A 25,962-nucleotide genomic window follows, 5' to 3' on the forward strand; every position below is an offset into this window, starting at 1 on the left:
TCCCGCCTGCCCCTTGTGCCGTTCCCTGCCCTTCCGTCACGAACGCCGTCGCCTCAGAATCCGGCCAGGGTGCAGGCCAGGCCGTTCAGGCGCACATGTTCGCAGAACGACGTTGCCTGGGCGATGCTGGCGAACCCGCGCGTGCGCAGGCGGAAGAAGACCGCGCCGCCGCGTTCCGTCCGCTCGACGATCGGGGTGCGGCTGGCGAACAGGTCCGGATATTGATGGACCAGACGCGCCCATTCCTTCTGCGCGGCCTCCTGCGAATCGAGGGCGGCCAGCTGAACGCCGTATTTCCCACCCTCCGGCACGGCCGGAGCGGCCGCGACAGGCGGGGTGGGTGCCGGGGTGGCCGGCTGCGCCGGCGCGACGGGGGCGGATGGCGTTGCGGCGACCGGTGCCTGCGGCGCCGCTGCCGGGGCGGACGCCGCCGGCGACGGAGGCGCGGGCTGCGCGGTGGGCGCGGGACCTGGCGCCGCAGGCGGCGTGTCGCTGGACGGCGGAGCCCCATATTGTTCGGCCAGCGCGTCGGGACGCGGCTGTTCCGGCCCGGGGGCCAGGCGCGCAACGGCCCCGTCATCGCCCGTCGGCGCATCCGCGCCGAGAACCTGCATTCCGCCCGGATCGATCGGCCTGACACGCACCGGCCCGGGGGGCGGTCCCAGGACGGGTATGCCGGACGGCTGATGCCCCATCAGGGCCCAGCCGCCAATGGCCAGCACCAGCAGACCGCCCAGCCCTGCCGCGCCATAGGCCAGACGCCGCGTCGCGGGGTCGGATCCCAGAAATCCGTGCAGGATCCCGGTGGCCCTGTAGCCGGGCGACGGGGAACGGGTGCGGGCCGGCGGCTCGTCGTCGTAATCGGCGCTCATGCGTTCGCGCGCGCGGCTCAGACGTTCCGCATAAGGATCGCGATCCGAAGGATCCGAATCTGTCATCGCATTTCCTCGACCGGCTCCACGCCCAGCACGGAGAGACCCGAGCGGATCACCGTCGCCGTCGCTTCCACCATCGCCAGTTTCGTCCGCGTGGCCTGCGGATCGTCTTCCTGCAGGAATCGCAATGTCGCATCATCGCGGCCGCGATTCCACAGCGTATGGAAATCCCCCGCCAGTTCGCCGAGATAGAACGCGATCCGGTGCGGTTCCTTCGCCTGGGCCGCGCCTTCGATCGTGCGCGGCCACTGGGCCATGCGGCGCAGCAGCGCCAGTTCGGCATCCGATTCCAGCCCGTCCAGCGGCACCTCGGCCAGCGCCACCGGCGTGACCGCGTCCGTCCCCAGCATCTCCTGCGCCGCGCGCAGGACCGAGCGGCAGCGCGCATGGGCATACTGGACGTAGAAGACCGGATTGTCGCGCGTCTGGGCCACCACCTGGTCCAGGTCGAATTCCATCTGGGCGTCGGCCTTGCGCGTCAGCATCGTGAAGCGGACGGCGTCGCGCCCGACCTCGTCGATCAGGTCGCGCAGGGTGACGAAGGTGCCCGCGCGCTTGGACATGCGCACCGGCTGGCCATCCCGGACGATCCGCACGATCTGGCACAGAAGAACGTCCAGGTCGGGCTTGCCGGCCTCGCCCGCCAGCGCCCGCACCGCCGCTTTCATCCGGGTGACATACCCCCCGTGATCGGCGCCCCAGACATCGATCAGAACGTCCGCGCCGCGGCGGATCTTGTCGTCGTGATAGCCGATGTCGTTGGCGAAATAGGTGTTCGATCCGTCCGACTTGCGCAGCGGACGATCGACGTCGTCGCCGAAGGCGGTCGAACGGAACAGGGTCTGGGGCCGGGCCTCCCAATCCTCGGGCAGCTTGCCCTTCGGCGGTTCCAGAACGCCTTCATATAGCAGCCCCAGCGCGTCCAGGCGGCCGATCGCCCGGTCGGTCAGGCCGTCGGCCAGGATCCGCGCCTCGCTGGTGAAGACGTCGTGACGCACGCCCAGCGCCTCGAGATCTTCGCGGATCATCCGCATCATCTCGGCGACGGTAAAGGATTTCACGGTGGCGAACCACACATCGACCGGGGCGGCCACCGCCCCTGCGCCCGCAAGGCCGGTGCCGTGCAGTTCGGCCAACGCCTGGCCGACCGGCACCAGGTAGTCGCCGCCGTACTGGATGCCGCCGGGGACCAGGGCAGCGAACGCCTCCTCGTCCATCGGGGTGCCGATGGCCTGCAGGTAGCGCCAGTAGGCCGCCCAGGCGAGGGCCGAGACCTGCGCGCCGGCGTCGTTGATGTAATATTCCTTGGTGACGTCGTACCCGGCCTTCAGCAGCAGGTTGGCCAGCGCGTCGCCCACGACCGCGCCACGGCAATGGCCGACATGCATCGGCCCCGTCGGATTGGCCGAGACATATTCGACATTCACCCGGACACCCTGCCCGATCGCGGCATCGCCGTACGATTCCCCCGCCCGCAGGACGTCCGACACGACCGACCGCAGGATTCCCGCGTCCAGCGTCAGGTTGACGAAGCCCGGCCCCGCGGGCTCGGCCCTTGCGATGCCGGGCACCGCGACCAGCGCCGCTGCCAGTTCGGCCGCGATCTCGGCCGGACGGCGACGGGCGATCTTCGCCACCAGCAGGGCCGCGTTGGTCGCCATGTCGCCGTGGGCCGCGTCGCGGGTGGGCGTCAGTTCCACGCGGGCCGCGACCTCGTCCGGCAGGTCGGGCACGATGCGCCGCACGGCCTCCTGCACATGCGAGAGATAGCGGACGAAGAGGCTGTCTGACATGCGATGCGGTTTCCCAAAATGCCGACGAACAAGGAACGGGAGCGAAGAATGATTGGGCGTTTCAGCCCGGCACGGACAGATCCGTCAACCGTCGATGTTCCTCCATCGCGAATCGATCCGTCATCCCGGCTATATAATCCGCCACGATCCGGCGCGCACCGGTCGGGTCGGTGGCCTGGGCCTGCTGGCGCCATCCGTCGGGCAGCAGGGACACGTCCTGCGCCAGGATCGCGAAGATCGATTCGACCGCCATCCGCGCCTTGCGCGTCATCCGGTTCACACGCCAGTGGCGATACAGCCGGGCATAGAGAAAGGTTCGGATCGCCCCGTTGTCGCGGGCCATGGCCGGGCTGTACGCCACAACCGGCCCGTCCGCGCGGCGCACGTCGTCGGCCGAGGCCGGGGCCAGCCGGTCCAGATTACGCCGTGTCTGGTTGGTCAGGTCCATCGCCAGCGCATTGATGACCCGCCGGATCGTCTCGTGCCGCAGGCGGGCGTCGACATCCAGGTCGGCGGCCCCGGCAAGGCCCCGGACCTCGGCCAGGGCCTGGCCCACGACCGGCAGGTCCACCAGATCGGACAGATGCAGCAATCCGGCCCGCAGCCCGTCATCCAAATCATGGGCGTGATAGGCGATGTCGTCGGACATCGCCGCCACCTGCGCCTCGACCGGAGCATATTCCCCCAGGTCCAGCCCCAGCCGGTCCGCGTAATCCGCGACATAGCCCGTCGGATGGTCGACCGGCCCGTTATGCTTCACCAGGCCTTCCAGGGTCTCCCACGTCAGGTTCAGGCCGTCGAACGCGAAATACCGCCGTTCCAGCTTGGTCACCTGGCGCAGGGTCTGGGTATTGTGGTCGAACCCGCCCCAGTCGCGCATCGCGGCCGCCAGCGCGTCCTCGCCGGCATGGCCGAAGGGCGTGTGGCCCAGATCGTGCGCCAGGGCCAGCGTTTCGGTCAGGTCCTCGTCCACCCCCAGGCGACGGGCGATCGAACGGGCGATCTGGGCGACCTCCAGCGAATGGGTCAGGCGCGTGCGGAAGAAATCGCCCTCGTGATTGACGAAGACCTGCGTCTTGTATTGCAGGGTCCGGAAGCCCGCCGAATGCAGGACGCGGTCGCGGTCCCGCTGCCAGGGCGTGCGGGTCGGGGCCTCGGGCTCGGGGTACAGGCGACCCCGAGCGGTGCCGGTCTGGACAGCGTACGGTGCGATGCTCATATATATCCCCATCCCGCACGGGCGGCGGCGCCGGCATTGAACGGGCCCGGCACGCCCCCGTCGATAACCCGCCCCGCGCCGCAAGGCCAGCATGCCCTGGTCCCGGCGGGACCGACGATGGTGATCCGAATGGACATGCCCCCCCCCGGTTTCAGCGTTTCGCCCCAGGCCGCCAGCCGGCTGGAGGATATCGTCGCGTCCCAGCCCGGCGCCCACGGACCCGGCGCGCAGGGCCTGCGCGTGGCGGTGCTGGCGGGCGGATGCAACGGGTTCCAGTACAGCTTCGCCCTGGATGCCGACACCCGCGCGGACGACACGGTGATTCCGGCGGGCCGCGCGCGCGTTCTGGTCGATCCGGCCAGCCTGGACCTGCTGGCGGGGGCGGAACTGCATTTCACCGATTCGCTGATGGGGGCGCATTTCACCGTACGCAACCCCAATGCGACCTCGTCCTGCGGCTGCGGCACCAGTTTTTCCATCGACTGATGAAAATCGCCTCCTGGAACGTCAATTCCATCCGCCAGCGCCAGCAGCACGTCCTGGACTGGCTGGAGAGGGAAAAGCCCGATCTGCTCGGCCTGCAGGAAATCAAGTGCGAAAGCGCGGCCTTTCCGGCCGAGGCGTTTCGCGAAGCGGGCTATGACAGCGTCGTCGTCGGGCAGAAGAGCTATAACGGCGTCGCGATCCTGAGCCGCCTGCCCTTCGAGGTCACGACGCGGGGCCTGCCCTTCCTGGACGACGAGGACCCGCAGGCCCGCTATGTCGAGGTCAGGGCCGCCGGCCTGGTGTTCGGCAACCTGTACCTGCCCAACGGCAATTCGGGCGGCAGCGTCGGCTACGCCGCCAAGCTGGCCTTCATGGAGGCGCTGGCGCTGCATGCGCGCGCCCTGCTGGATGCCGGCACCGATTTCATCCTGGCCGGGGATTATAATGTCTGCCCGACCGATGAGGATTGCGCGCCCGGGGCCCTGCCGCCGACCGACGCCCTGCTGCGCCCCGAAACCCGCGCCGCATTCCGGCGCCTGGTATGGCTGGGCCTGACGGACGCGATGCGCGCCCTGCATCCGCATGGGCGGCATTACACATTCTGGGATTATCAGGCCGGCGCATGGCCCCGCGATTCAGGGCTGCGGATTGACCACGCGCTGCTGTCGCCGCGGGTGGCCGAGCGGCTGCTGGCCGCCCAGCCGGACCGCGACGAACGCGGGCGGGCCCAGCCGTCGGACCATGTGCCCCTGATCGTGACGATCGAGGACCCGTAGGGCGTTTTCACGCCGCGAGATCCCCGACCGTCGGCCCAGGTTTCGGGCGCGATCAGCGCCAGCCCGGACGGATCCAGACCCAGCGCGGTCCGCGGCGTTCCCAGCGGCCGGGACCCCAGCCGCCACGACCGCCATAGCGAACATAACGCCCCGGCACCCAGGCATAGCCGCCGCGACCCCAGTCCCAGACGCCCCGCTGCCAGACCCAGCCCGGCCCGCGTGGGGGCGGCACGACCTCGTACCGCGCGGCCGGCGGCGGTGGGGGCGCCCAGCCCGGCTGGCTCGGCCCATAGCGGTAATTTCCGCCCGGATAGGGCTGGGCCTGGGCGGGTGACATGTCGTACCCCGCCAGGCCGGTGCCTGCGACAATGCCCAGCGCCAGAAGGGCGCGGCGGACACTTTGCCTCGTCATGATAGAAAGCCTCCTGCATGCGGGCGGGACAGGGCGAACCTCCGTCCCGCACCGTCGATGACAGTGTGCGCCGATCATCGTGGCGGCGGAATGGCGAAATGTGGCTGCGTGTAACGCAATTCCGTCAGTCTGCGCCGTCCCCGGACAGGTCAGCCTGCGCCGTCCCGGCGACGCTGCGTCACCATGCCCAGCGCCAGGATCAGCATCAGGGTCACAGTCCCCAGTTCGATCTGGATCCGGGTGTCGGGCGTCAGCATCATCGTGACCATCACCAGCAGGATGGCGCCGACCGTCAGCCAGGATAGGTAGGGGAACAGCAGCATGGGAAAGGCCGGGCTCTGTCCCGCGCGGTGCATCCGATGGCGCAGATTGATATGGGCGAACACCACCATCAGGTAATCGAACAGGATCACCGCGCCCGACGCATTCAGCAGAAAGCCGAAGACCTCGCCGGGGAAGGTCGCGGCCACGACCGTCAGCAGCGCCGCGACCGCCGCCCCCATCGAAATCGCCCGGCGCGGCGTGCCGCTGGGCCCGGTCTGGACCAGCCAGCGCGGGGCGTCGCCATGGGCCGCCATCTCGAACAGGATGCGCGACGTGACGTAAAGCGTGGAATTCAGGCACGAGGCGATGGCGACCAGCACCACGACCGTCATCGCCCCCTCGGCCCCTGGGATGCCGATCCGGTGCAGGACTTCCAGGAACGGGGAATGTCCCGGCTGGATCTGGTTCCAGGGCACCAGGCACAGGATGACGCCCAGCGAACACAGGTAGAACAGCATGACGCGGATCACGACGGTGCGGATCGCCTGGACGATGTTCCGTCCCGGATTGTCGGTTTCCGCCGCCGCGACGGTCGCGATCTCGGCCCCCGCGAAGGTGAACAGGATCGCCGGCAGCAGCGACAGCGACGCGCTGAAACCGTGCGGCATGAAACCGCCCTGGTCCCACAGATGGGCGACCGTGCCGCCGAAGGACGGGCCGAGCATGCCGAACAGCGCCAGGCCGGCGATGATGGAAAACAGCCCGATCGCCGTGATCTTCATCAGCGAGAACCAGAATTCGAACTCGCCATATCCCCGGACCGAGAACATGTTGACGCCCATCATCGCCCCGATCAGCGCAAGTGCGACCGGCAATTGCGGGCAATTCAGCATCGGCGCGACGATCAGCGCGGCCGCCTTCGCCTCGACCGAGGCCACCACCACCCAGAACAGCCAGTACGACCAGCCGGTGACGAAGGCCGCCCGTGCCCCCAGCCCGCGCCGGACGTGGCCCACGAACGACCCCGCTTCCGGACGGTCGATCGCCATTTCGCCTAGCATACGCATGACCATGAAGACGATCAGCCCGGCCAGGACATAGGACAGCAGCACCAGCGGCCCTGCCCCCTGGATCATCACCGACGTATTCACGAACAGGCCCGCGCCGATCATGCCGCCGATCGCGATCATCGAGACATGGCGGCTGCGCAGCGAATGAGCCAGGCCGGCGCCCGTCGCGGCCCCGTCATCCGATGCGCCGTCACCCGGCACCATATCGTCCCGGGCCATATCCCCCTGGGCCAAAGCCACCCCCTGCGCGGACCCTCCGTTCAGCACCGGTGGGTCTCCGGGGCGGGGGTGAAGCTGCGCAATGTTCCTCGCATGCGGAAATCTCCGAAATCCATGTCAAGCCGGTCCGAAACACCGTTCGCGAAATAGCGCATACCGATCGCGTAATCGGGGCGCATGTCGTGCGACGACGGCGTATAGAACGCCACATGCACCCGTCCCGACGACAGGCGGGACAGGGCGGCGAAGGGGCTGTCGGACGGGGGTGCCGTCCAGCCCATCATCATGACATAGGTATATTGCGGACCGTCGGCCCCGGTGCCGTCGAACAGCAGTGGCGCGATCGATGTCTCGCCGGCCTCTGCGGCGCGGACGATCGCCGCGGTATGCGCCATCGGGAACAGTGTCCCGGCCGGCAGCGGCATGACGCGCCCGGCCGGCTGGCTATAGCGGATTTCACCGCCCGAGGCCGCCATCGTGGCCTCGCCCCCGACCTGGGTGACCGGCGCGCCGTTCGAGGTCTGGACGGTGCGGAAGACCAGATGATGCCCATCCTTGGCTTCCAGCGTGGCGTAGTCGGACACCAGGTCCGTTGTCCCCCCGGAACGCGAGACCGTCTGCAGGCGCAGTTTCTGCTGCGTCGACCAGGCGGTGCAGGCATCGGTCACGGCAAAACTCATCGTGCCGCTGGCCGCGACCGTATCGCCGCCGCCGACCGATTCCAGGGTCAGGTCATAGATCGCGTGATGGCCGGCCAGCACCACGGGCGGCATCGCCGCATGGGCGGCCGCCCCCCCGGACAGCAGGCCGGCCGCAAGACATGGCCCCGCCGCGACGGCCATGCAGACCCGCGCCGGGATCCCGAAGGGAATGGACCACCATTTCATCGCGTCAGCAGAACGCATCGGGGCGGTTCGCGCAACGAAACAATACCCCGAACCGCCAGGCCAGCCCGTTATCCCTTGATCGTCGCGCCCGGCTTGGGGCGCGGCAGGTCCAGCGCCAGCGACAGCTCCTTCAGCCGTGCCGGCGGAACGGGGGCCGGCGCGCCCATCATCAGGTCCTCGCCCTGCTGGTTGAGCGGGAACAGGATGACCTCGCGGATATTGGGCTCGTCGGCCAGCAGCATGACCATCCGGTCCACGCCGGGCGCCGAACCGCCATGCGGCGGCGCGCCGTAACGGAAGGCGTTGAGCATGCCGCCGAACCGGGCCTCGACCTCGGATTCGGGATAACCCGCGATCTCGAAGGCGCGGATCATCACTTCCGGCCGGTGGTTGCGGATCGCGCCCGACGACAGTTCCACGCCGTTGCAGACGATGTCGTACTGATAGGCGGTGATCGTCAGCGGGTCCTGGCTGTTCAGCGCCTCCAGCCCGCCCTGCGGCATCGAGAACGGGTTGTGCGAGAAATCGATCAGGCCGGTTTCCTCGTTCCGCTCGTACATCGGGAAGTCGGTGATCCAGCAGAAGCGGAACGCATCCTTTTCGATCAGGTCCAGTTCGGTCGCGATTCGCGTCCGCACCAGGCCCGAGAATTTCACGACATCGTCGCCGCTGCCGGCGGCGAAGAACACCGCGTCGCCCGCCTTCAGGCCCGTCTTCTCGCGGATCGCGGCGACGCGGGCGGGTTCCAGGTTCTTGGCGATCGGGCCCTTGCCGCCCTCCTCGTCGAAGACGATGTAGCCTAGGCCGCCAGCTCCGGCCTCGCGCGCCCAGGCGTTCAGCTTGTCATAGAAGGCGCGCGGACGATCGCCCGCGCCGGGCGCGGGAATCGCACGCACCTCGCCACCGCCGGCCACGATCTTCGCGAACAGGCCGAATCCGGACTCGGCGAACGCCTCGGTCACGTCGCTCAGCAGCAGGGGGTTGCGCAGGTCGGGCTTGTCGCTGCCGTACAGCGCCATGGCGGTGGCGTAGGGAATGCGCTCGAACGGCGCGGCGCTGACGGTGCGGCCGCCGCCGAATTCGCGGAACACGCCTTCCATCACCGGCTCCAGCGTCGCGAACACGTCTTCCTGGGTCGCGAACGCCATTTCGAAATCAAGCTGGTAGAATTCGCCCGGCGAGCGGTCTGCACGCGCGGCCTCGTCCCGGAAGCAGGGAGCGATCTGGAAATACCGGTCGAATCCCGCGACCATGGCCAGCTGCTTGAACTGCTGCGGCGCCTGGGGCAGTGCGTAGAACTTGCCGGGATGCATCCGCGCCGGAACCAGGAAGTCGCGCGCGCCCTCGGGCGACGAGGCGGTCAGGATCGGGGTCTGGAATTCCACGAATCCCTGTTCGGTCATGCGGCGGCGCAGGCTGGCGATCACCTGCGCGCGCAGCATCATGTTGCGATGGACCTTGTCGCGCCGCAAATCGATGTAGCGGTAGGTCAGGCGCAGATCCTCGGGGTAATGCTCATGCCCCGCGACCTGGAACGGCAGCACGTCGGCCGCCGACTGGATATCCACCGACTGCGCGCGCAGTTCGATCTCGCCGGTCGGCAGGTTCGGATTCTTCGTCGCGCCGTCGCGCAGCACGACTTCGCCGGTGATGGTCAGCACGCTCTCGACCCGGATGCGCTCGACGGTTTCCAGCACCGGCGAACCCGCCGGGATCACGATCTGGGTGATGCCGAAATGATCGCGCAAATCGATGAACAGCAGTCCGCCATGATCGCGCTTGCTGTGCACCCAGCCGGAGAGGCGGGCGGTCTGCCCGGCGTCGCTGGCCCGAAGGGCGGCGCAGCTATGGGTACGATAGGGATGCATGATCTCGTCCTGTGTCACCAAAAGCGGGCTGGAACGGGCGACGCGCGCCCGTCCGGTCGAAGGCGGAGGAAGCCGACCGGGGCCGCCCCTGTCAAGGGCGGGCTGCCCTGCCGTGCCTCCCGGCCGTCGCGCGGCGTCAGTCCGCGTGTTCGGGGAACAGCGCGGCCAGCCCGGCCTCGGTCGCCTCGCAGCAGCCGCGTTCGGTGATCAGGCCGGTGACCAGCCGTGCCGGGGTGACGTCGAAGGCCGGATTGGCCGCCTGGCTGCCCGGCGGCGTCAGGTGCACCGTCTCGATCCGGCCGGCCGCGGTCCGGCCGGTGATCGCCGTGACCTCGGCGCCGCTGCGCTCCTCGATCGGGATCTCGGTCAGCCCGTCGCGCACCCGCCAGTCGATGGTCGTCGACGGTAGGGCGACCCAGAACGGCACACCGTTGTCGCGTGCCGCCAGCGCCTTCAGATAGGTGCCGATCTTGTTCGCCACGTCGCCCGTGCGCGTGACGCGGTCGGTGCCGACGATCACCAGGTCGACGGCATGATGCTGCATCAGATGGCCGCCGGCATTGTCCGCCACGACCGTATGCGGCACGCCGTGGCTGCCCAGTTCCCACGCCGTCAGCGCGGCGCCCTGGTTGCGCGGCCGGGTTTCATCCACCCAGACATGGACGTTCAGCCCACGATCATGGGCCATGTAGATCGGCGCCAGCGCCGTTCCCCAGTCGACGGTGGCGATCCAGCCGGCATTGCAATGGGTCAGGATATTGACCGGTTTGCCCTCGCCGCGCCGGGCCGCGATCTCCTCGATCAGGGACAGGCCGTGGCAGCCGATGGATTCGTTCTGGGCCGCGTCCTCGTCGCAGATCCGCCCGGCCTCGTCATAGGCGGCGGCGACGCGTTCGGCCGGCGCCAGGGGGCGCAGACGGTCCAGCATGCGTTCGATGGCCCAGCGCAGGTTGATCGCGGTGGGACGGGTCGCGGCCAGCAGCGCCGCGTCGCGTTCCATCGCCGCGTCAGCGGCATCGACCCGCAACGCCAGCGCCAGGCCATAGGCCGCCACCGCGCCGATCAGCGGCGCGCCACGGACCTGCATGGTGCGGATGGCATGCGCCACCTGGTCCAGCTCCGTCAGACGCAGGACGTCCAGGTCCCACGGCAGGCGGGTCTGGTCGAAGATATGGATCGACCAGCCGTCATCCTGGTCCACCCAGACGCTGCGATAGGGTACGTTACCGATCTTCATGGCGTGCGAGTCCGATGCGGAGTGGGGGAAGCGGCGCAAGGAAGCACCGGCATCCCGACGTTTCAAGTCCGAACCACGTCCCGCGACCCGCACCGCCCCCGCCGCCGACATGCGGCAGGGGCGGTCGCCGGATCAGGACGCGGTGGCGTCCGACGCGTGCGTCAGGCTGGCGGTCAGGCGGCTGGCGAAACCGGCCGGGTCCTTCGGGCTTTCGCCATCCTGGATCCGGGCGATGTCCAGCAGGATCAGGGCAATATCCGTCACCGATTCGCCACGCGCCACGCGGGCCGCCAGGTCGCGGACCAGCGGATGTGCGGCATTGACCTCCAGCACCGGGGCCAGGTCGGGCACTGCCTGCCCGCTGCGCCGCAGCAGGCGCTGAAGCTGCAGGTCGGGCCCCTGCCCCGCCGCCGACAGTACAACGGCGCTGCCGACCAGGCGGTTCGTTCCCCGCACGTCGGACACCGCATCCCCCAGCGCCGTCTTCAGCGCCGGAAGCAGGACGTCCAGATCGGCGCGGGGGCCCGTTTCCTCGTCGGAAGTCGGGAATTTCTCCAGGTCGGCATGGCCCTGGCTGACGCTGCGCAGCGCCTTGCCTTCGAAGGTGCCCAGGCGTTCCGGCCAGAAGGAATCCACCGGATCGGACAGCAGCAGCACCTCGATCCCCCGCGCCCGGAAGCCTTCCAGCTGCGGCGAGGCCGGCAGCGTGTCGGGATTGTCGCCGGTCAGGTAATAGATCGCCTCTTGCCCGTCCTTCAGGCGCGAGACGTATTCGGCCAGCGTCGTCCAGCCTCCGACCGCGCTGGACCGGAACCGCGCCAGGCCGGCCAGGTCGGTGCGATATTCCGCATCGTCCCAGACCCCTTCCTTCAGCACCGGGCCGAAATTCTCCCAGAACCCGGCATAGGATTCGGCATCCTTCGCCCGGTTGCGCAATTCGTTCAGCACGCGGTTGGTCACCGCCTTGCGGATGCGGGCCAGGACCGGGGTGGCCTGCAGCATTTCGCGCGAGACGTTAAGAGGCAGATCCTCGGTGTCCACCACGCCCTGCACGAAACGCAGCCACGACGGCAGCAGGCCGGCATCGTCGGTGATGAACATGCGCCGGACATGCAGGCGCACGCGGCTCTCGCGCACCTGCTCGCCGAATTCGAAGGGGCGGCTGCCGGGGATGAACAGCAGGGCGGTGAAATCGATCGTGCCTTCGGCGTGCCAGTGCAGCGTCGCCCAAGGCGTATCGAAATTGTGGCTGACATGCCGGTAGAAATCGTTCAGCTGGTCTTCGGTGACCTCGGAACGCGGCTTGCGCCACAGGGCGGTCCCGACATTGGCCGGCGCCTCCTCGCCATCACGCCGGATGGTGATCGGCCAGACGATGTGGTCGGCCCATTTGCGCACGATCGCTTCCAGGCGCCAGGCATCCAGGAACTCGTCCGCGTCTTCCTTGATATGCAGGATGATGTCGGTGCCCGGCCGCTCGCGCGTTGCGGGGCTGAGGGTGAAGCCGCCCTTGCCGTCCGAGGACCAGCGCCAGGCCTCGTCGCTGCCGGCGCGGCGCGACACGACATCGACATGGTCGGCCACCATGAAGGCGGCGTAGAATCCGACGCCGAACTGCCCGATCAGGCTGGGCCGGTCCTTGGGCAGGTCCTCGGGCTTCCGGCTGTCCAGTTCCTGGCCGAACGCGCGGGTGCCGGACCGTGCGATCGTGCCCAGGTTCCGGGCCAGTTCGTCCTTGCTCATGCCCGCGCCATCATCGCTGATGGTCAGGCGACGGGCGTCCTTGTCGGGATCGATGCGGACCTTTGCGTCCTCGGGCAGGGTGCGGGCGGCATCGGTCAGCGCCTCGAACCTGCGGCGGTCCGTCGCATCGGCCGCGTTGGCAACCAGTTCGCGCAGGAAGATCTCACGCTCGGAATACAGGGCATGGACCACGAGGTCGAGCAGACGCCCGACCTCCGCGCTGAACGCATGTTCCTCTCCCGCCGGGGCCGCGCCGTCCTGCCCCGCAACCTGATCGACCATGTATGCGTCTCTCCCTTCCGCAAAAAAAACCGTCGGATGGATATGTGTCACGAAAGACACGATTTCAATGGCCTGACCCACGCAGATCGGGCCGGCGCATCATTCGAAATCGGTCTGCAGGGATGGTGCATGCGCATGGGCGAACATGCGGCGGACCTGCGACGGCAGAACCCGCCCCACCGACAGGTCGGCGGGGATCTCGTCCTCGGCGAACCAGCCGACCTCCGACGTCTCCAGGCTGGTCGCGGCGGCGCCGCCCACCAGGTCGCACAGATAGAACAGCTTGGCGCAGGAAAACATCTGGGCCGGGTGGCCCTGCCGCGTCCGGTCCCACAGCGCCGCCAGCTTGCGCACGCGGACCTCGTAACCGCTTTCCTCGCGCACTTCCTTCACCGCGCTGTCCGCCGGCGTGATGTTCACGTCCGCCCAGCCACCGGGCAGCGTCCAGCGTCCGCCGTCCAGAACCTCACGCACCATCAGGATGCGCCGCCAGTCGTCGAACACCGCGGCCCGCACGTCGATCTTGGGCGTCGCGTATCCGCCCTCGCCGGCGAACAGGGTTTCGATCCATGCCGCCGGGGCGCCAGTCCGTTCGGCCAGCATGCGGGCGGCCAGGCCCCGCAGCATCTCGTAGCGTTCCCGGTCATAGGGATCGCGCGTGAAGGCCAGGCCGGTCTGGGCGATGGCCTGGATCTCGCGCGTCCAGACCAGCCAGTCCGGTTCGCCGGACGTCGGTATATCGGTCACGATCCGGGTATCCAGCCGGGGGGCGCCAGTTCGAAAGTCTCGAACAGGAAGGCCGGGGCCACGATACAGCCGACCAGGCTCCAGCCCCCCAGACTTTCGGCCGCCTGCCACGCATGGGCCGGAACGACGGCCTGAAGCACCTCCCCCGCCTCGGGACGCGGGCCCAGGACGATCGTACGCTCCATCCCTGCCTCCGCCGCGATGCGCAGGCATAGCGGCGTGCCACCCTGCCAGCACCAGATCTCGGCGGCGTCCACCCGGTGCCAGTGCGACCGTTCGCCTTCGGTCAGCAGGAACTGAATGGTCGTGGCCGCGCCACGCCCGCCGCCGGGCGGGCTGTCGCGCCACAGTTCGCGATACCAGCCGCCCTCGGGGTGCGGGGACAGCGCCAGCGCGTCACGGACCGCCCCGGCCGGCAGGCCAGGGTCGCGCAAATCCAGGGTCGGACCGGTCATGGCGGGATCGTCCTTCTTCATGGTCGGGGGCAACGGATGTCAGCGCGACGGCGGCGGAAAGTCCAGCATCGCGCCGGTATAGGTTTCCACCACCTCGCTGAACGGCACGCCATCCTGGCGATACAGGACCGCGCGGTGCCGCAGGATCGCCGCCGGCGGCCGGATTACCCCCGGGCCGGAGCGTGGGGCCGGAGCCCCCGCCTGCCTCACGCGCAGCGGCGACCACAGGCGCGTGCTTTCCAGCGTGCGCCGCGTGAAATGCAGTGCCGCCACGGCGTGGCCGAAAGCGACGTCGCTGTGATCCAGGGCCGCGTTCATGTCCGGCGTCAGGCGCCCGGGCACGTACCAATTGTCGGCGACCGACAGCACCCGGTCGCCGCAGGTCAAATCCACCCGGCGATAGCGGACCTGTTCACGGGCGGCGACGTCCAGGGCCTGTCGCTGGATCGGCGTCGGCGTCTTCTCCACCCCCCGGACGCGGTGCGCCACGACGTGGGCGACGGGCGCCAGATCATGGGTGCGGCACCATTCCTCCAGCGTCAGGGTGGCGCTGGGCTGACGCAGCAACCGGTCATCCAGCATGTCGATCAGGGTCTGGAGTTCCTTGCGCGATGCGCCGGTGTCGGGCCAGTCCGCCGCACCTGCCCCACCCGCCGATGCCAGCATGGCCGTCAGCAGCAGCAGGGCCAGTCCGCGCCGCAGGATCATGCGTCCCCCATATTGGTGGCCAACACCAGGTAGATGACGAATACGACGTCGAGAAACAGCAGGATCGGCGTCAGATCCGCCCAGCGGCGCCCCGCGATCGCCAGCGCGGTGTAAAGCAGCAGCCCCAGCGCAAGACTGACCATGAAGTTGCCGGTCATGACCGTGACCAGGATCATCAGCAGCGGCGCCAGTAGCCCCCCGGAGTCGGAGAGATCCATCCGGCCCATGTCCGACAGCATGCCCAGACCGACCAGGATCAGCACCGGCGCGGTCGCCACCGCCGGCACGGCGGTGATGATGGGCCACAGGAAGGACGACAGCAGGAACAGCACCGCCACCGTAACCCCGACCAGCCCGGTGCGGCCCCCGGCCTCGACCCCCACCAGCGATTCCAGATAGGCCGACACGGTGGAGGTCCCCAGAACCGACCCGATGACGCTGGCCGCCCCGTCGGCGGCGAAGGCGGCGCGGCCCAGCACGGGCTGGCCGTCCTCGACCGTCAGGCCGGCCCGCCGGGTGATCGCCATCATCGTTCCCGTGGCGTCGAAGAAATCGCCCAGGAAGAAATATAACGTCACCGGCAGGACGACCCCGATATGCGACAGGAAGCCGTGGAAATCGAAGGACAGCAGCATGCCGGTCGGATAATGCGGCCATTCCAGCCACGTCGACGGCAGACGGGTGACCGTGCCGCCACCCGGTGTCGGGACGAAGCATCCGGCGACGGTCAGTACCACGATCGACACCAGCATGCTCGCGGGGACGCGCAGCATCTGCAGCGCCGCCGCCAGGACGACGCCCGCCAGGCACAGCAGCACGGCGGGATCATGCAGCGATCCGAAGCTGAACCCCTGCCCTCCCTTGACCGCCAGGCCGCCGCTGATCATCCCGATATGGGCGATGAAGGCGCCGATCGCGCAATGGATGCCGTTCCGCACCGGGGCCGGGAAGCCCAGCACGATCCGTTGCCGCCAGTGCGTCAGCGACAGGGCGACGAAGGCCGTTCCGCCGATCAGAACCATGGTAAAGGCGACGGCCGGCGCGATTCCCATCTGCGCCACCACGATCTGGGCGAAGACCAGGTTGCTGCTCATGGCCGGGGCCAGCGCGATCGGCAGGTTCGCCGTCAGCGCCATCAGCAGCGATCCGCAGACCGCGGCCGCGATCGTCGTCATGATCATGTCGTGGCGCCCCAGCCCGGCCAGCGCCATGATCGCCGGATTGACGATCATGATATACGCCATGGCCCCGAACGTGGTCAGTCCCGCGACCAGTTCCCGCCCCAGGGTCGACCCTCGTCGCGTCACGTGAAAATAGCGGTCGATCCACCCGCCCGGGCGCCCCACTTGCTGCGTCAACGATCACATTCCCCCGGATTGTCCCGAACCGGCGCATCCGATATGCCGCCGGTCGGCGACGGGACTTTCCTACCGGTTCCGACATGACGCAAGGGACGTATCGGAACCGATCCGGAATCCCGCTGGACGTCCGCCACCGCATTCCCCATATCCCGATCGGGACCGGACACGAGGCAGAATTCTCTCTAAAGTTTTACTTGATGCCTGTCTTCGTATATGAATTTCCAGCGGGCAGAGGCGCCCCTGCACGCCGGAGAATCAGGAAAGCGTGGTGCCCGTTCGGACTTTACGCGGATGTCCCTGGTGTCCCGGATCGTTTTCCCCGCGGAATGTGGATGATCGGAACCAACCATGACACCCTCGGCCCATGACGGCGACGCGGAACTGAAGAACGTCTTCGCGGACGTTTCGGATGTTACGCGCCAGCGCGCCCATGCGCTGGTCCACCGCCTAAGCCCCCTTCTGGTCTCGACGTTCTACGATCATTTTTCCGTTCACCCCGAAGGGCAACGCTTCCTCGCGGATGCCGAGACGACGAACCGGCTGCGCGGCACCCTGGCCCGCTGGCTGGCGGAGCTGTTTTCCGCGCTTCCGCAGAACCCCACCCGCCTGGTCGAGGCCCAGCGCCATATCGGCCGCTTCCATGCCCGCGCGGCAATCCCCCTTCATCTGGTGTCCGAAGGCATCTCGCTGATCCAGCGCAAGCTGATCCAGCATCTGGGTGAGGAAGAACTGTCGCACGAGCAGTTCACCGACGCCGTCATCTATGTGGCGAATGCCCTGTCGGCGGCGCAGGGCCTGATCTCGCTGTCCTACTGGCGCCATCGGGAGCGGGCGAATTCGACCGATACCGCGTACCGCCTCTTCGCCCTGAACCAGGACCTGTCGCGCGAAGGCGAGGCCCAGAAGGCCACGTTGATGGCCTGGAGCTATAACGTCCTGCGTTCGATCTATGTCGCGAAGACGCCGGAAGACCTTGCGACGATGCGCCTGTCCCGTTCGGAATTCGGGCTGTGGGTCACCTACAAGGTGGGCCTGCTGTTCGAGGGCACGGACATCGTCGCCCATCTGACGAACCTGATCGCGCGCGTGGACGACCAGTTGCTGCCGACGATTTCCAACGACATGCAGGCGGGGCGGGATATTTCTGCGGCCCTGTCCGCCCTGCATGCCGGCGTGACCGAGATTCTGAACAGTCTCGAGGTCATGTTCCGCAGCGGCCGAAGCAGCAACGACGTCGAAGACCCGCTGACCCGCGCGTTGAATCGCCGCTTCCTGCCTTCGATCATGGCATACGAACTGCGCGTCGCCAGCCAGACCGGTCGTCCGTTGAGCGTCCTGTTCCTCGATGTCGATCATTTCAAGCGCGTCAACGACGCCCATGGGCATGCCGCAGGCGATTCCGTGCTGCGGGCGGTGGCCCAGGTGCTGGAGGAAAGCAGCCGGCTGAGCGACATGATCTTCCGCTATGGCGGCGAGGAATTCCTTCTGATTCTGGGCGATACCGACCAGAATCAGATGGTTCAGACCGCCGAGCGCCTGCGCCAGCAGATCGAGGAAATGCCCATCACCCTTCTCGACGGCAGCACCACCCAGGTGACGGTGTCGATCGGGGGCGCCCTCTATTCCGGCCATCCCGATTACGAACATCTGCTGAAGGCCGCCGACGCCGCCCTTTACCAGGCCAAGAAAAACGGACGGAACCGCGTCGAGGTCGCAGGCGTAAACCGCGAAGCGTCAGTCCCAGCGCTGTAGGCGGCCGCCCCTGCCCGGGACGATGGAACCGCCATCGTGACGGAGTCCGACATGCCCGACGACACGACGCACGCCGATCGCCTGTACTGGCCTGACGAACGGGTCACGAAGGGAGACCTTGCCGAGTACGGCCGCGCGGTCTGGCGCTGGATGGAACCCCATGTGACAGACCGGCCGCTGACGGTGCTGCGCTGTCCCGACGGCGTGACCGGCGATTCGTTCTTCCAGCGCCACCCCTGGAAGGGCATGCGCCCGCATATCCAATCCGCCGTCGACCCCGCCGGCGACCCGGGCCGCCCCCTGATCGCGATCAGCGACCTCGACGGACTGGTGGAGCTGATCCATTCGGCCGTCCTGGAAGTCCACGTCTGGAACGCACCCCTGGCGGACCTGGAGCATCCGGATCGCATCGTCATGGACCTCGACCCCGGCGACGACGTGGGCTGGAGTGCCGTATGCGACGCGGCGGTCGACGTCCGGGACCGGCTGGACCGTGCCGGCCTAGCGGCGTTCGTCAAGACATCCGGCGGCCGCGGACTGCATGTGGTGGCGCCGCTTCGCCCCCAGGCGGACTGGGCCGCCGTCCGGGCGTTCGCGCACGCACTGGCCGATGCGATGGCCCATGACGATCCCGGACGTTATGTCTCGACCATCAGCAAGGCCCGGCGGCACGGCAGGATCCTGATCGATTACCTGCGCAACCAGCGCACGGCGACAGCCGTCGCCCCCTATTCGCCCCGCGCGCGGCCCGGCGCGCAGGTGTCCATGCCGCTGTCGTGGTCGGATCTGGCGTCGGGTGCGGTCCCGGGCGATTTCACGATCATGAATACGCCGGCCTACCTGGCGCGGCGTGCCTCCGACCCCTGGGCCGGTTTCCACGCCACGTCACGCGCACTGCCGGGCTGACATCATGCGGCCACCCGTCACGAGGCCACCGGTCCCGGCCGCCCGGCCCCGGCGGCGCCCCGGGACCGGCGCACGCCATGGGTCAGCATGACTTCGCCGATCGTCTCGGAGGTGACCAGACCGACCAGCCGGTCGGTGCCGTCGGTCACCGCCACCGCCGGCAGGCTGCCGTCCTGCAACAGGCGCAGGGCGTCCCCCAGGGGCTGATAGGGATGGATGGCGGGAATGCCCGGGGTCATCAGGTCGGCCACGACGATGGCGGGACCATCGACCTGCGCCCGCTGGACCAGCGTCGCCTGCGTCAGGACCCCCTGCAGCCGCCCCGTCCCGTCAACGACCGGAAAGACATGCTGGGCCGTGCGGATCAGCGCCCGTACCGCGTCGTCCAGGCTGGCGTCCAGCGGCAGGGTCTCGAAGCGGGTCATCATCGATTCCCCCACGATCATCCCCTGCGCCACCTGGCGAAGCTGGACCGTATGGGCCTCGGCAGCAGCGCCCAGATAGACGAAGAAGGCAATGAACAGCAGGATCGGGTTCGCAACCAGTCCCAGGAACCCCAGCAGAAACGCAAACCCCTGCCCCACCGACGCGGCGATCTGGGTCGCCCGCACGAATCCCATGCGATAGCCCAACAGCGCGCGCAGCGCCCGCCCGCCGTCCATGGGAAAGGCCGGAATCAAGTTGAACAGCAGCAGGAACAGATTGACCGATGCCAGCCGGCCCATCATCCCCTGGACCGATCCGCCGGTATCGACGGCCAGCAGGGTCGGGCGCGTCCCGGTCGCCGCGAACAGGACCGCCGCGATGACCAGGGTCACCGCGGGCCCCGCCAGGGCGATGATCAGCTCCTGCCCCGGCTGTTCGGGAATGCGCGACAGGCGTGCGACGCCGCCGATCGGCAGCAGGGTGATGTCCGGCGTCGTCACGCCAAAGCGCCGCGCGGCCAACACGTGACCGAATTCATGCATGACGATGCAGACGAAGACCAGAAGGACGAACAGCACGCCTCGCCCCGCCGCGGGCAGGCCGCCCTGCCCGGCATCGATGACTGCAATCCACAGCAGCAGGAGCAGGAACGTCACATGTACGCGCACGACGGTGCCGTACACGCGACCCAACGGGATTGACCACGTCATGTTGTCCTCCGGTGGGATGCCGCCCCGCATGGGGTGGCATCCCGCAAACGCGCCGGGATGCCCGGGGTTCGTCCGGCCGGTCAGGCGCCCCGATCGCGGGCCAGCAGCCTCAGGCGGCTTTCGAACTCGCCCCGATCGACGTAGCATCCGTGAAGATGCCGAAAGCCGGTGCCGGGATGAAAACGCTCCCGCCCATGCAGGGTTCTGCGATTGTCGAACGACACCATGTCCCCTGCCGCCAGTTTCAGCGACAGCACGAAGCGATCCTGCCGCGTCCGCGTCATGAAGGCCCGATAGGCCCGGTAATAGGGCGCCATGACCTGCGGCGGCATGTCGAACACCCCCGCGATATGCGCGTTGTAGCGAATTTCGCAGACCGCCCCGGCGTCATCCAGCGTCAGCACCGGCCGATGGACGGCGATATCGGCCTCGGCATCGTGAAAACGGAAGGGAATCGGCACCGTACAGAGCAACTGGAAGGCTTCGGGATCCGCCGCGCGCAGGTCCTCGGCGATGGCGACCCCGTCGGCGAATAGCGAACGCCCGCCCTCCGCCGCGTTGGACAGGCAATGCAGGAACTGGAAGCCGGGCGGGATTTCCTGGTTCGGCAGGTCGGTATGCAGCGGCAGATGTTCCGCCGTATAGGCCAGGTTGTTCGGATCGGGGCGGCTGACGACCTCGAACGTCGTGCCGAAATTCGTGCGGCGCAGGAAGCCGATCCGTTCGGCCAGGGTACTGCCGGCCCCGACCTTGTCGGCGACGCCGCCCACGATCGCCAGTCCGGACCGGGCAAGGTCGGTCATCCATGCCGCCAGCGCCCCGTCGTCGGACAGGATTGCCGCCGCGTCGTGGCGCGGGATCCGGAAATCCCCCTTCCACGACACGCGCGCGATGTCGGCCGGATCGGCCGGGCGGATGCCGGGCCGGTGCCGCGCCAGCCAGTCGAGCGGGAAACGGCTGACATGGTCCTCGCCGGCCCAGGTGACGACCAGTTGCCCGTCGGCCAGGGCGACGTGGCGCGGACGGGGATCGGACGGGATGGACAGCAGGTCGAACATCCTCTCCCGCGTCTGGGGATGCAGGACGGAGGGGCAGTTATCGCGCAACCAGACATAAGGGCAGGTTGCGACGCTGCCGTCGGGCCAGCGCAGTGCAAGCGCCTCGGCCCCTTCGGTAAGGACGACGGATGTCATGACGGAAAGTCCGTTCGGTATGAAATGGCATTACGGGCGGAAAGACGTCGATCCTACCGGCCCGGCGGGGGCCACCATGCCATGGGCTTGCGCACGCCGACCCGCCGCATGCGACCCGTCCAGACCCTGCATGCGATACGGAATTCCATGCCCCGGACGATACGGGACGGCATGGCGCGGCCGCAAGGCTTTCCCGGCCGGCCCCGCTTTTTTTCCATCAGCGAATTTTCCGTCAGCGGACGGCGGCGAACCGCCGGCTGAGCAATGTGCAGGCCACCGCGGCCGCCGCCACCGAGACCAGCCACACCCCGGGCACGACCGGCGAGCCCGAGACCTGCATGATCCAGGTCATCACGAACGGCGCGGTGCCGCCCAGCGCCGCGTTGGCGATGTTGAAGACCAGGGCGAAACCGCTGTAGCGCGCATGGCGGGGGAACAGTTCGGTCAGGAAACCGGGCAACGTGCCCTCGTTGATCGCCAGCATGCCGCCGAACGCCAGTTCGATGGCGACGACGCCCAGGAAGCTGCTGCGTCCCAGCAGCCACAGCAGGGGAATGGTCAGCACCACGAACAGGATCGACGCCAGCAGCAGCATCGGCCGTCGTCCCACCCGGTCGGACAGCACGCCCATGGCGAAGACCGCCGGGATGAAGGCCGCCAGCAGCACGGTCTGGACCACCGTCGCCATGTGGCTGGACAGCACGCCGGCGGTCGAGATGAAGACCGGCATGAAATTCAGGATGAAATAGAAACCGATCGCATCCAGTGCCGAAATCCCCAGCCCCAGCAGAAGATGGGGCCGGTAGTCGCGCAGCAGGACCAGGATCGGCACGTCCTGGCGCTCGGCCTCGGCCACGCCATGCAGCGTCTCGGCCAGGCGGCCGCGGAACAGCCACGCAACCACGCCGAGCGGCGCACCGAACAGGAAGGGAATGCGCCAGCCCCAGTCCTGCATCTGCGTGTCCGTCAATCCGCCGGACAGTGCCGCGACCATCAGCGCCCCGGTCAGAAGCCCCAGTGCCTCGCTGGCCGGGACCAGGGCCGTGGCAAGGCCGCATTTCCCGGGGGGCGCATGTTCCATCAGGATGGTCGACGCACCGGCATATTCCCCCGACGAGGAAAATCCCTGGACCATCCGCAGCACCAGCAGCGCGACCGGCCCGGCCATCCCGATCCGCCCGTAACCGGGCAGTAACGCAATCAGGGCCGTCGCCACCGACATCGCACCGATCGACAGGCTCAGCGCGACGCGCCGGCCCAGCCGGTCGCCGATATGCCCCCACATGACGCCGCCGACCGGCCGCAGCACGAAGGACAGGGCGAAGATCGCATAGGTCGCCATCAATCCGGCATGCCGGTCGGTGGACGGAAAGAACACGCGTGCGATCGTCTCGGCCAGATAGCCATACGATGCATAATCGAACCATTCGATGAAGGTACCGATGGAACATCCCATCGCCACCGTCCCGAACGATATGTCCCCTTGCGTCGCGGACCCGCCGCCGCCGCGGGTCGGGGCGGCGTCGCCCGGAACGGTGATCACGGGCTCCATCGACACGACCAATCCGGAATCCGGCACCGCATGCATATCCTCGCGTCATTCGCGGCCGCTGCGCGACCGAAACGAGTGTGCCATTGCGCGGAAGAAATGGCCATAGCGACCGGTCGGGCTGCCGGCAGCCGTGCCGTCGGACCGGCGAACCGGCGGACGCGTTTCGCCGGCGCCTCAATCGCCGGTGCTGCGTGCCCAGGCCTTCTGTCTCGCCGTGCTGCGGGCCTTTCTGCGCGTCACGCGGAAGACGGCGTCCCGCAACCAGCGATGCACCGGATCGGCGTCCCGGCGGGGATGCCAGGCCTGGAACGCGTCGACGGGACGCAGGGCGAAGGGAAAATCGAAAGGTACCAGGCGGATGAGTTTTACCGGCAGGCGGTCGATCACGATATCCGGCAGCGGCAGGATCATGTCGGTCTCGCGGATGCTCTCGATCATCGCGTAATAGGTCGGCACCACCAGGACGACGCGGCGCCTGAGGCCGTACTGTTCCTCCAGGATCGTGTCGATCGGGCCGGTCCGCACCCCCCTGCGCGAGATGCCGATGTGGTCGTAGCGCACCAGGCTTTCGGGCGTGACCCCTTCGGACAGGATGGGATGGCCGCGCCGGACCAGCCCGCGGATCGACATGGTGAACAGGGTCTGGCGCCGGATTTCCGGCCGCATCTCGTCCGTCGCGCCGATATACAGATCGATCGTCTCGCCGCGCAGGGCGTCGCCGACATGTTCGTCATTTTCCGGCGAGAACCGGACGTCGCAGTTCGGACAGTCCGCCCGCAGCAGGTTGGTCAGTTCGGCCGCGAACCCGCCGACGAACAGATCATTCGCACGAATGGTGAAACGCGGCGCCAGGTTCGTGAAATCGAGCGTTTCGCGGTCTTCGTGCAGGCGATCGGCATCGTGCACCAGCCTCTGGACCCGTTCGCGGATGCGCGCGGCATAGGACGTCGCCACCATCCGGCGGCCCGACTGCACCAGGATCGGGTCGCCGAACGTCTCGCGCAACTTGCCGAGCTGACGGCTCATGGTCGGTTCGCTGACGTTCATCCGCCGGGCGGCAGCGGACACGCTCTGTTCCTCGACCAGCACATGGAGATAGCGCAGGAGATCGAGGTCGTACTGCCGGGCCAACGGTCCTGTCCTTCCGGATTCGGAATCTCGGGGAATGAAATCATCATGCCCGACCTATCCGGAAACCGAAATCATCCATTCGAGATATTGTGGGTTCCGGCTCATGGCCCGCCGCGAGGAAAATCCCCCTCCAATCGCAGAGCCCCGATCCATGGACACCCATCCCCCACTTTCCGACGCACCATCCCCGCCGGCCATATCCGTTTCGGCGGCCCCATCGATGCCGTCCTATATTCCGCCGTTCGGGATGCGGACCGCGATCGGCCTGCTGGGCGTGCTGCTGGCGGTGCACATCGCGGGATTCAACGAGCATATTACCGAGATCGGGCTGTCGGACATCCGCGGGGCCATGCATATCGGCCGCGACGAAGGCACCTGGTTCATTTCGGTCTACGAGGCGTTCAACATCGCGGCGATGGCGTTCACCCCGTGGTTCTACGTCACGTTCTCGATCTACCGGTTCGCGATCTTCATGACGGCGGCGCTGGGCCTGCTGGCCATCCCGGCCCCCTTCATGCCCGACATGCTGTCGCTGTGCCTGCTGCGCGCGGCCCAGGGGCTGAGTGCCGGCTGCCTGCCGCCAATCCTGATGACGGTGATGCTGAAATACCTGCCGGCGCAGATCCGCGTCTTCGGCATCGGCGCTTATGCCATGAGCGCGACCTTCGGCCCCAACCTGGGCGGTCCGCTGGAGGCGCTGTGGTTCGAGCATGTCGGCTGGCGCTGGCTGTATTGGGAAGCCCTGCCCCTGTGCGCCGTGGCCATCGGGATGATGGCCTACGGCCTGCCCCGCGACCCGCACGGCCTGGCGCGCTTCCGCAATTTCAACTGGAAGGGCTTCCTGCTGGGCGTGCCGGCGATCTGCTGCGTGGTCACCGTCCTGTATCAGGGCGACCGGCTGGACTGGTTCCGCTCGCCACTGATCACGCACCTGACCTTCTGGGGCGGGGGGCTGTTCCTGGGCTTCCTGGTGCATGAATGGTTCCATCATACCCCGTTTTTCCGCATCCAGTTCTGGGGCAACCGCAACATCGCCATGTCGATGCTGACGCTGGTCGCGGCCCTGGTGCTGTGCGGCATCCTGATGGCGATCCCGTCGACCTACCTGGCGGAGGTCCGGGGATACCGCCCGATCCAGACGGCGCCGATCGCCCTGGTCGTCGCGCTGCCGCAACTGATCCTGCTGCCGGTCACCGCGGCATTGTGCAACATACGCGCGGTCGATTGCCGCTATGTCCTGGCGTTCGGCATGTCGTGCCTGGGCCTGGCCTGCTGGCTGGGCACATGGCTGACGCCGGACTGGGTGCGGGACAATTTCTACGCGCTGCAGGTCCTGCAGATCTTCGGACAGCCCATGGTGGTGATCCCGACGCTGGTGCTGGCGACCATGGGGCTGGGTCCGGCGGATGGGCCGTTCATCTCGGGCATGGTCAACATGCTCAAGGGCATGGCCAACGCCGTGGCTGCCGCCCTGTTCGAAATCCTGTTGCGGCGTCGGGAACAATATCATTCCGTCATGCTGCTGGACCATAACGGCAACCAGCGCACGGCGCTGGCGGGACAGGGCGACCCGATCGGATCGCAGATCGCCGCAACCTCGCCCGACGCGGGGCACCTGGCCCGCAACGCGCAGCAGATCTTCCACACCTACCTGCATGAACAGTCGCTCGTCCTCGCGCTGGCGGACATCTATTTCATCATGATGTGGATCTGCGTCTTCTATGTGGTGCTGACGGCCATCCTACCCGAACGGGTCTACCCGCCCCGCGTACCTTCCGCACCTGCCCCCTCCACTACTGCACCGGCGCGATAGCGCCTGGGGAATCCTGC

The 25,962-nt window shown here is 68.0% G+C and carries 22 protein-coding genes; 5 read left to right on the plus strand and 17 right to left on the minus strand.

The window, feature by feature from the left end; all coding sequences use genetic code 11:
- Positions 1-53: 53 nt before the first annotated feature.
- The 3 genes from HLH28_RS06755 to HLH28_RS06765 all read right to left on the minus strand — a co-directional run bounded on the left by HLH28_RS06755 (position 54) and on the right by HLH28_RS06765 (position 3,947).
- Positions 54-938 (minus strand): SPOR domain-containing protein, encoded by an 885-nt coding sequence (locus HLH28_RS06755; protein WP_182956487.1) that lies wholly within the window; start codon positions 936-938, stop codon positions 54-56.
- Positions 935-2,728 carry an arginine--tRNA ligase gene (gene argS, locus HLH28_RS06760; protein WP_182956491.1) on the minus strand — a complete coding sequence of 598 codons (1,794 nt, stop codon included), beginning with the start codon at positions 2,726-2,728 and terminating at the stop codon, positions 935-937. The genes HLH28_RS06755 and argS overlap by 4 nt, the downstream gene beginning before the upstream one ends.
- Before the next feature lie 61 nt (positions 2,729-2,789).
- A complete protein-coding gene (locus tag HLH28_RS06765; RefSeq protein WP_182956496.1) occupies positions 2,790-3,947 on the minus strand; it encodes a deoxyguanosinetriphosphate triphosphohydrolase in 1,158 nt (385 codons plus the stop codon).
- Between the two features lie 129 nt (positions 3,948-4,076).
- On the opposite strand from HLH28_RS06765, the gene HLH28_RS06770 reads away from it, so the two are divergent.
- Together HLH28_RS06770 and HLH28_RS06775 are read left to right on the plus strand one after the other, a co-directional pair.
- A complete protein-coding gene (locus HLH28_RS06770) occupies positions 4,077-4,433 on the plus strand; it encodes a HesB/IscA family protein (protein ID WP_246395734.1) in 357 nt (118 codons plus the stop codon).
- Positions 4,433-5,209 carry an exodeoxyribonuclease III gene (locus HLH28_RS06775; RefSeq protein WP_182956503.1) on the plus strand — a complete coding sequence of 259 codons (777 nt, stop codon included), beginning with the start codon at positions 4,433-4,435 and terminating at the stop codon, positions 5,207-5,209. The genes HLH28_RS06770 and HLH28_RS06775 overlap by 1 nt, the downstream gene beginning before the upstream one ends.
- Positions 5,210-5,261: 52 nt before the next feature.
- Here the strand turns inward: HLH28_RS06775 and HLH28_RS06780 are convergent, their stop codons facing one another.
- The 10 genes from HLH28_RS06780 to HLH28_RS06825 form a co-directional block, all read right to left on the minus strand.
- Positions 5,262-5,621: a YXWGXW repeat-containing protein gene (locus tag HLH28_RS06780; RefSeq protein WP_182956508.1), complete on the minus strand. Its 360-nt coding sequence runs from the start codon at positions 5,619-5,621 to the stop codon at positions 5,262-5,264.
- A gap of 149 nt (positions 5,622-5,770) precedes the next feature.
- On the minus strand, positions 5,771-7,174 hold the full coding sequence (locus HLH28_RS06785; RefSeq protein WP_246395735.1) for an amino acid permease: 1,404 nt from the start codon (positions 7,172-7,174) through the stop codon (positions 5,771-5,773).
- A 41-nt stretch (positions 7,175-7,215) separates the two neighbouring features.
- Positions 7,216-8,079: a cell envelope integrity EipB family protein gene (locus tag HLH28_RS06790; protein WP_246395736.1), complete on the minus strand. Its 864-nt coding sequence runs from the start codon at positions 8,077-8,079 to the stop codon at positions 7,216-7,218.
- A 50-nt stretch (positions 8,080-8,129) separates the two neighbouring features.
- A complete protein-coding gene (gene aspS, locus HLH28_RS06795) occupies positions 8,130-9,929 on the minus strand; it encodes an aspartate--tRNA ligase (protein ID WP_182956511.1) in 1,800 nt (599 codons plus the stop codon).
- Between the two features lie 136 nt (positions 9,930-10,065).
- Positions 10,066-11,166, minus strand: a complete 1,101-nt coding sequence (gene mtnA, locus HLH28_RS06800; protein ID WP_182956513.1) for an S-methyl-5-thioribose-1-phosphate isomerase — start codon at positions 11,164-11,166, stop codon at positions 10,066-10,068.
- A 132-nt stretch (positions 11,167-11,298) separates the two neighbouring features.
- Positions 11,299-13,191: a molecular chaperone HtpG gene (htpG, locus tag HLH28_RS06805; protein ID WP_182956516.1), complete on the minus strand. Its 1,893-nt coding sequence runs from the start codon at positions 13,189-13,191 to the stop codon at positions 11,299-11,301.
- 99 nt (positions 13,192-13,290) lie between these two features.
- Positions 13,291-13,938 (minus strand): NUDIX hydrolase N-terminal domain-containing protein, encoded by a 648-nt coding sequence (locus HLH28_RS06810; RefSeq protein ID WP_182956519.1) that lies wholly within the window; start codon positions 13,936-13,938, stop codon positions 13,291-13,293.
- Positions 13,935-14,393, minus strand: a complete 459-nt coding sequence (locus HLH28_RS06815; protein ID WP_182956523.1) for a cupin domain-containing protein — start codon at positions 14,391-14,393, stop codon at positions 13,935-13,937. Before HLH28_RS06815 ends, HLH28_RS06810 begins: the two co-directional genes overlap by 4 nt.
- Positions 14,394-14,432: 39 nt before the next feature.
- Entirely contained in the window at positions 14,433-15,101 is a 669-nt protein-coding gene (locus tag HLH28_RS06820) for a hypothetical protein (protein WP_182956526.1), read from the minus strand.
- The gene (locus HLH28_RS06825) at positions 15,098-16,459 is read right to left on the minus strand and encodes an NCS2 family permease (RefSeq protein WP_182956529.1); all 1,362 of its coding nucleotides are present in this window, start codon (positions 16,457-16,459) and stop codon (positions 15,098-15,100) included. Before HLH28_RS06825 ends, HLH28_RS06820 begins: the two co-directional genes overlap by 4 nt.
- A 351-nt stretch (positions 16,460-16,810) precedes the next feature.
- Between HLH28_RS06825 and HLH28_RS06830 the strand changes: the two genes are divergently transcribed.
- Positions 16,811-18,214 (plus strand): GGDEF domain-containing protein, encoded by a 1,404-nt coding sequence (locus HLH28_RS06830; protein WP_182956532.1) that lies wholly within the window; start codon positions 16,811-16,813, stop codon positions 18,212-18,214.
- A gap of 36 nt (positions 18,215-18,250) precedes the next feature.
- On the plus strand, positions 18,251-19,120 hold the full coding sequence (ligD, locus tag HLH28_RS06835) for a non-homologous end-joining DNA ligase (protein ID WP_338029673.1): 870 nt from the start codon (positions 18,251-18,253) through the stop codon (positions 19,118-19,120).
- A 17-nt stretch (positions 19,121-19,137) separates the two neighbouring features.
- Here ligD and HLH28_RS06840 read toward each other — a convergent pair whose 3' ends face one another.
- From HLH28_RS06840 to HLH28_RS06855, 4 genes are all read right to left on the minus strand, one after another.
- Positions 19,138-20,256 carry a site-2 protease family protein gene (locus tag HLH28_RS06840; RefSeq protein ID WP_182956535.1) on the minus strand — a complete coding sequence of 373 codons (1,119 nt, stop codon included), beginning with the start codon at positions 20,254-20,256 and terminating at the stop codon, positions 19,138-19,140.
- Positions 20,257-20,336: 80 nt separating this feature from the next.
- Positions 20,337-21,449 carry a TauD/TfdA family dioxygenase gene (locus tag HLH28_RS06845; RefSeq protein ID WP_182956539.1) on the minus strand — a complete coding sequence of 371 codons (1,113 nt, stop codon included), beginning with the start codon at positions 21,447-21,449 and terminating at the stop codon, positions 20,337-20,339.
- Between the two features lie 232 nt (positions 21,450-21,681).
- Positions 21,682-23,028, minus strand: a complete 1,347-nt coding sequence (locus HLH28_RS06850) for an MFS transporter (protein ID WP_220789965.1) — start codon at positions 23,026-23,028, stop codon at positions 21,682-21,684.
- A gap of 147 nt (positions 23,029-23,175) precedes the next feature.
- Positions 23,176-24,132 carry a LysR family transcriptional regulator gene (locus HLH28_RS06855; protein WP_182956542.1) on the minus strand — a complete coding sequence of 319 codons (957 nt, stop codon included), beginning with the start codon at positions 24,130-24,132 and terminating at the stop codon, positions 23,176-23,178.
- 220 nt (positions 24,133-24,352) lie between these two features.
- Here HLH28_RS06855 and HLH28_RS06860 point away from each other — a divergent pair, with 220 nt between their 5' ends.
- On the plus strand, positions 24,353-25,945 hold the full coding sequence (locus HLH28_RS06860; RefSeq protein WP_246395737.1) for an MFS transporter: 1,593 nt from the start codon (positions 24,353-24,355) through the stop codon (positions 25,943-25,945).
- Positions 25,946-25,962 lie beyond the last annotated feature (17 nt).

The sequence above is a fragment of the Gluconacetobacter tumulisoli genome (assembly GCF_014174155.1).
Taxonomy (GTDB): domain Bacteria; phylum Pseudomonadota; class Alphaproteobacteria; order Acetobacterales; family Acetobacteraceae; genus Gluconacetobacter; species Gluconacetobacter tumulisoli.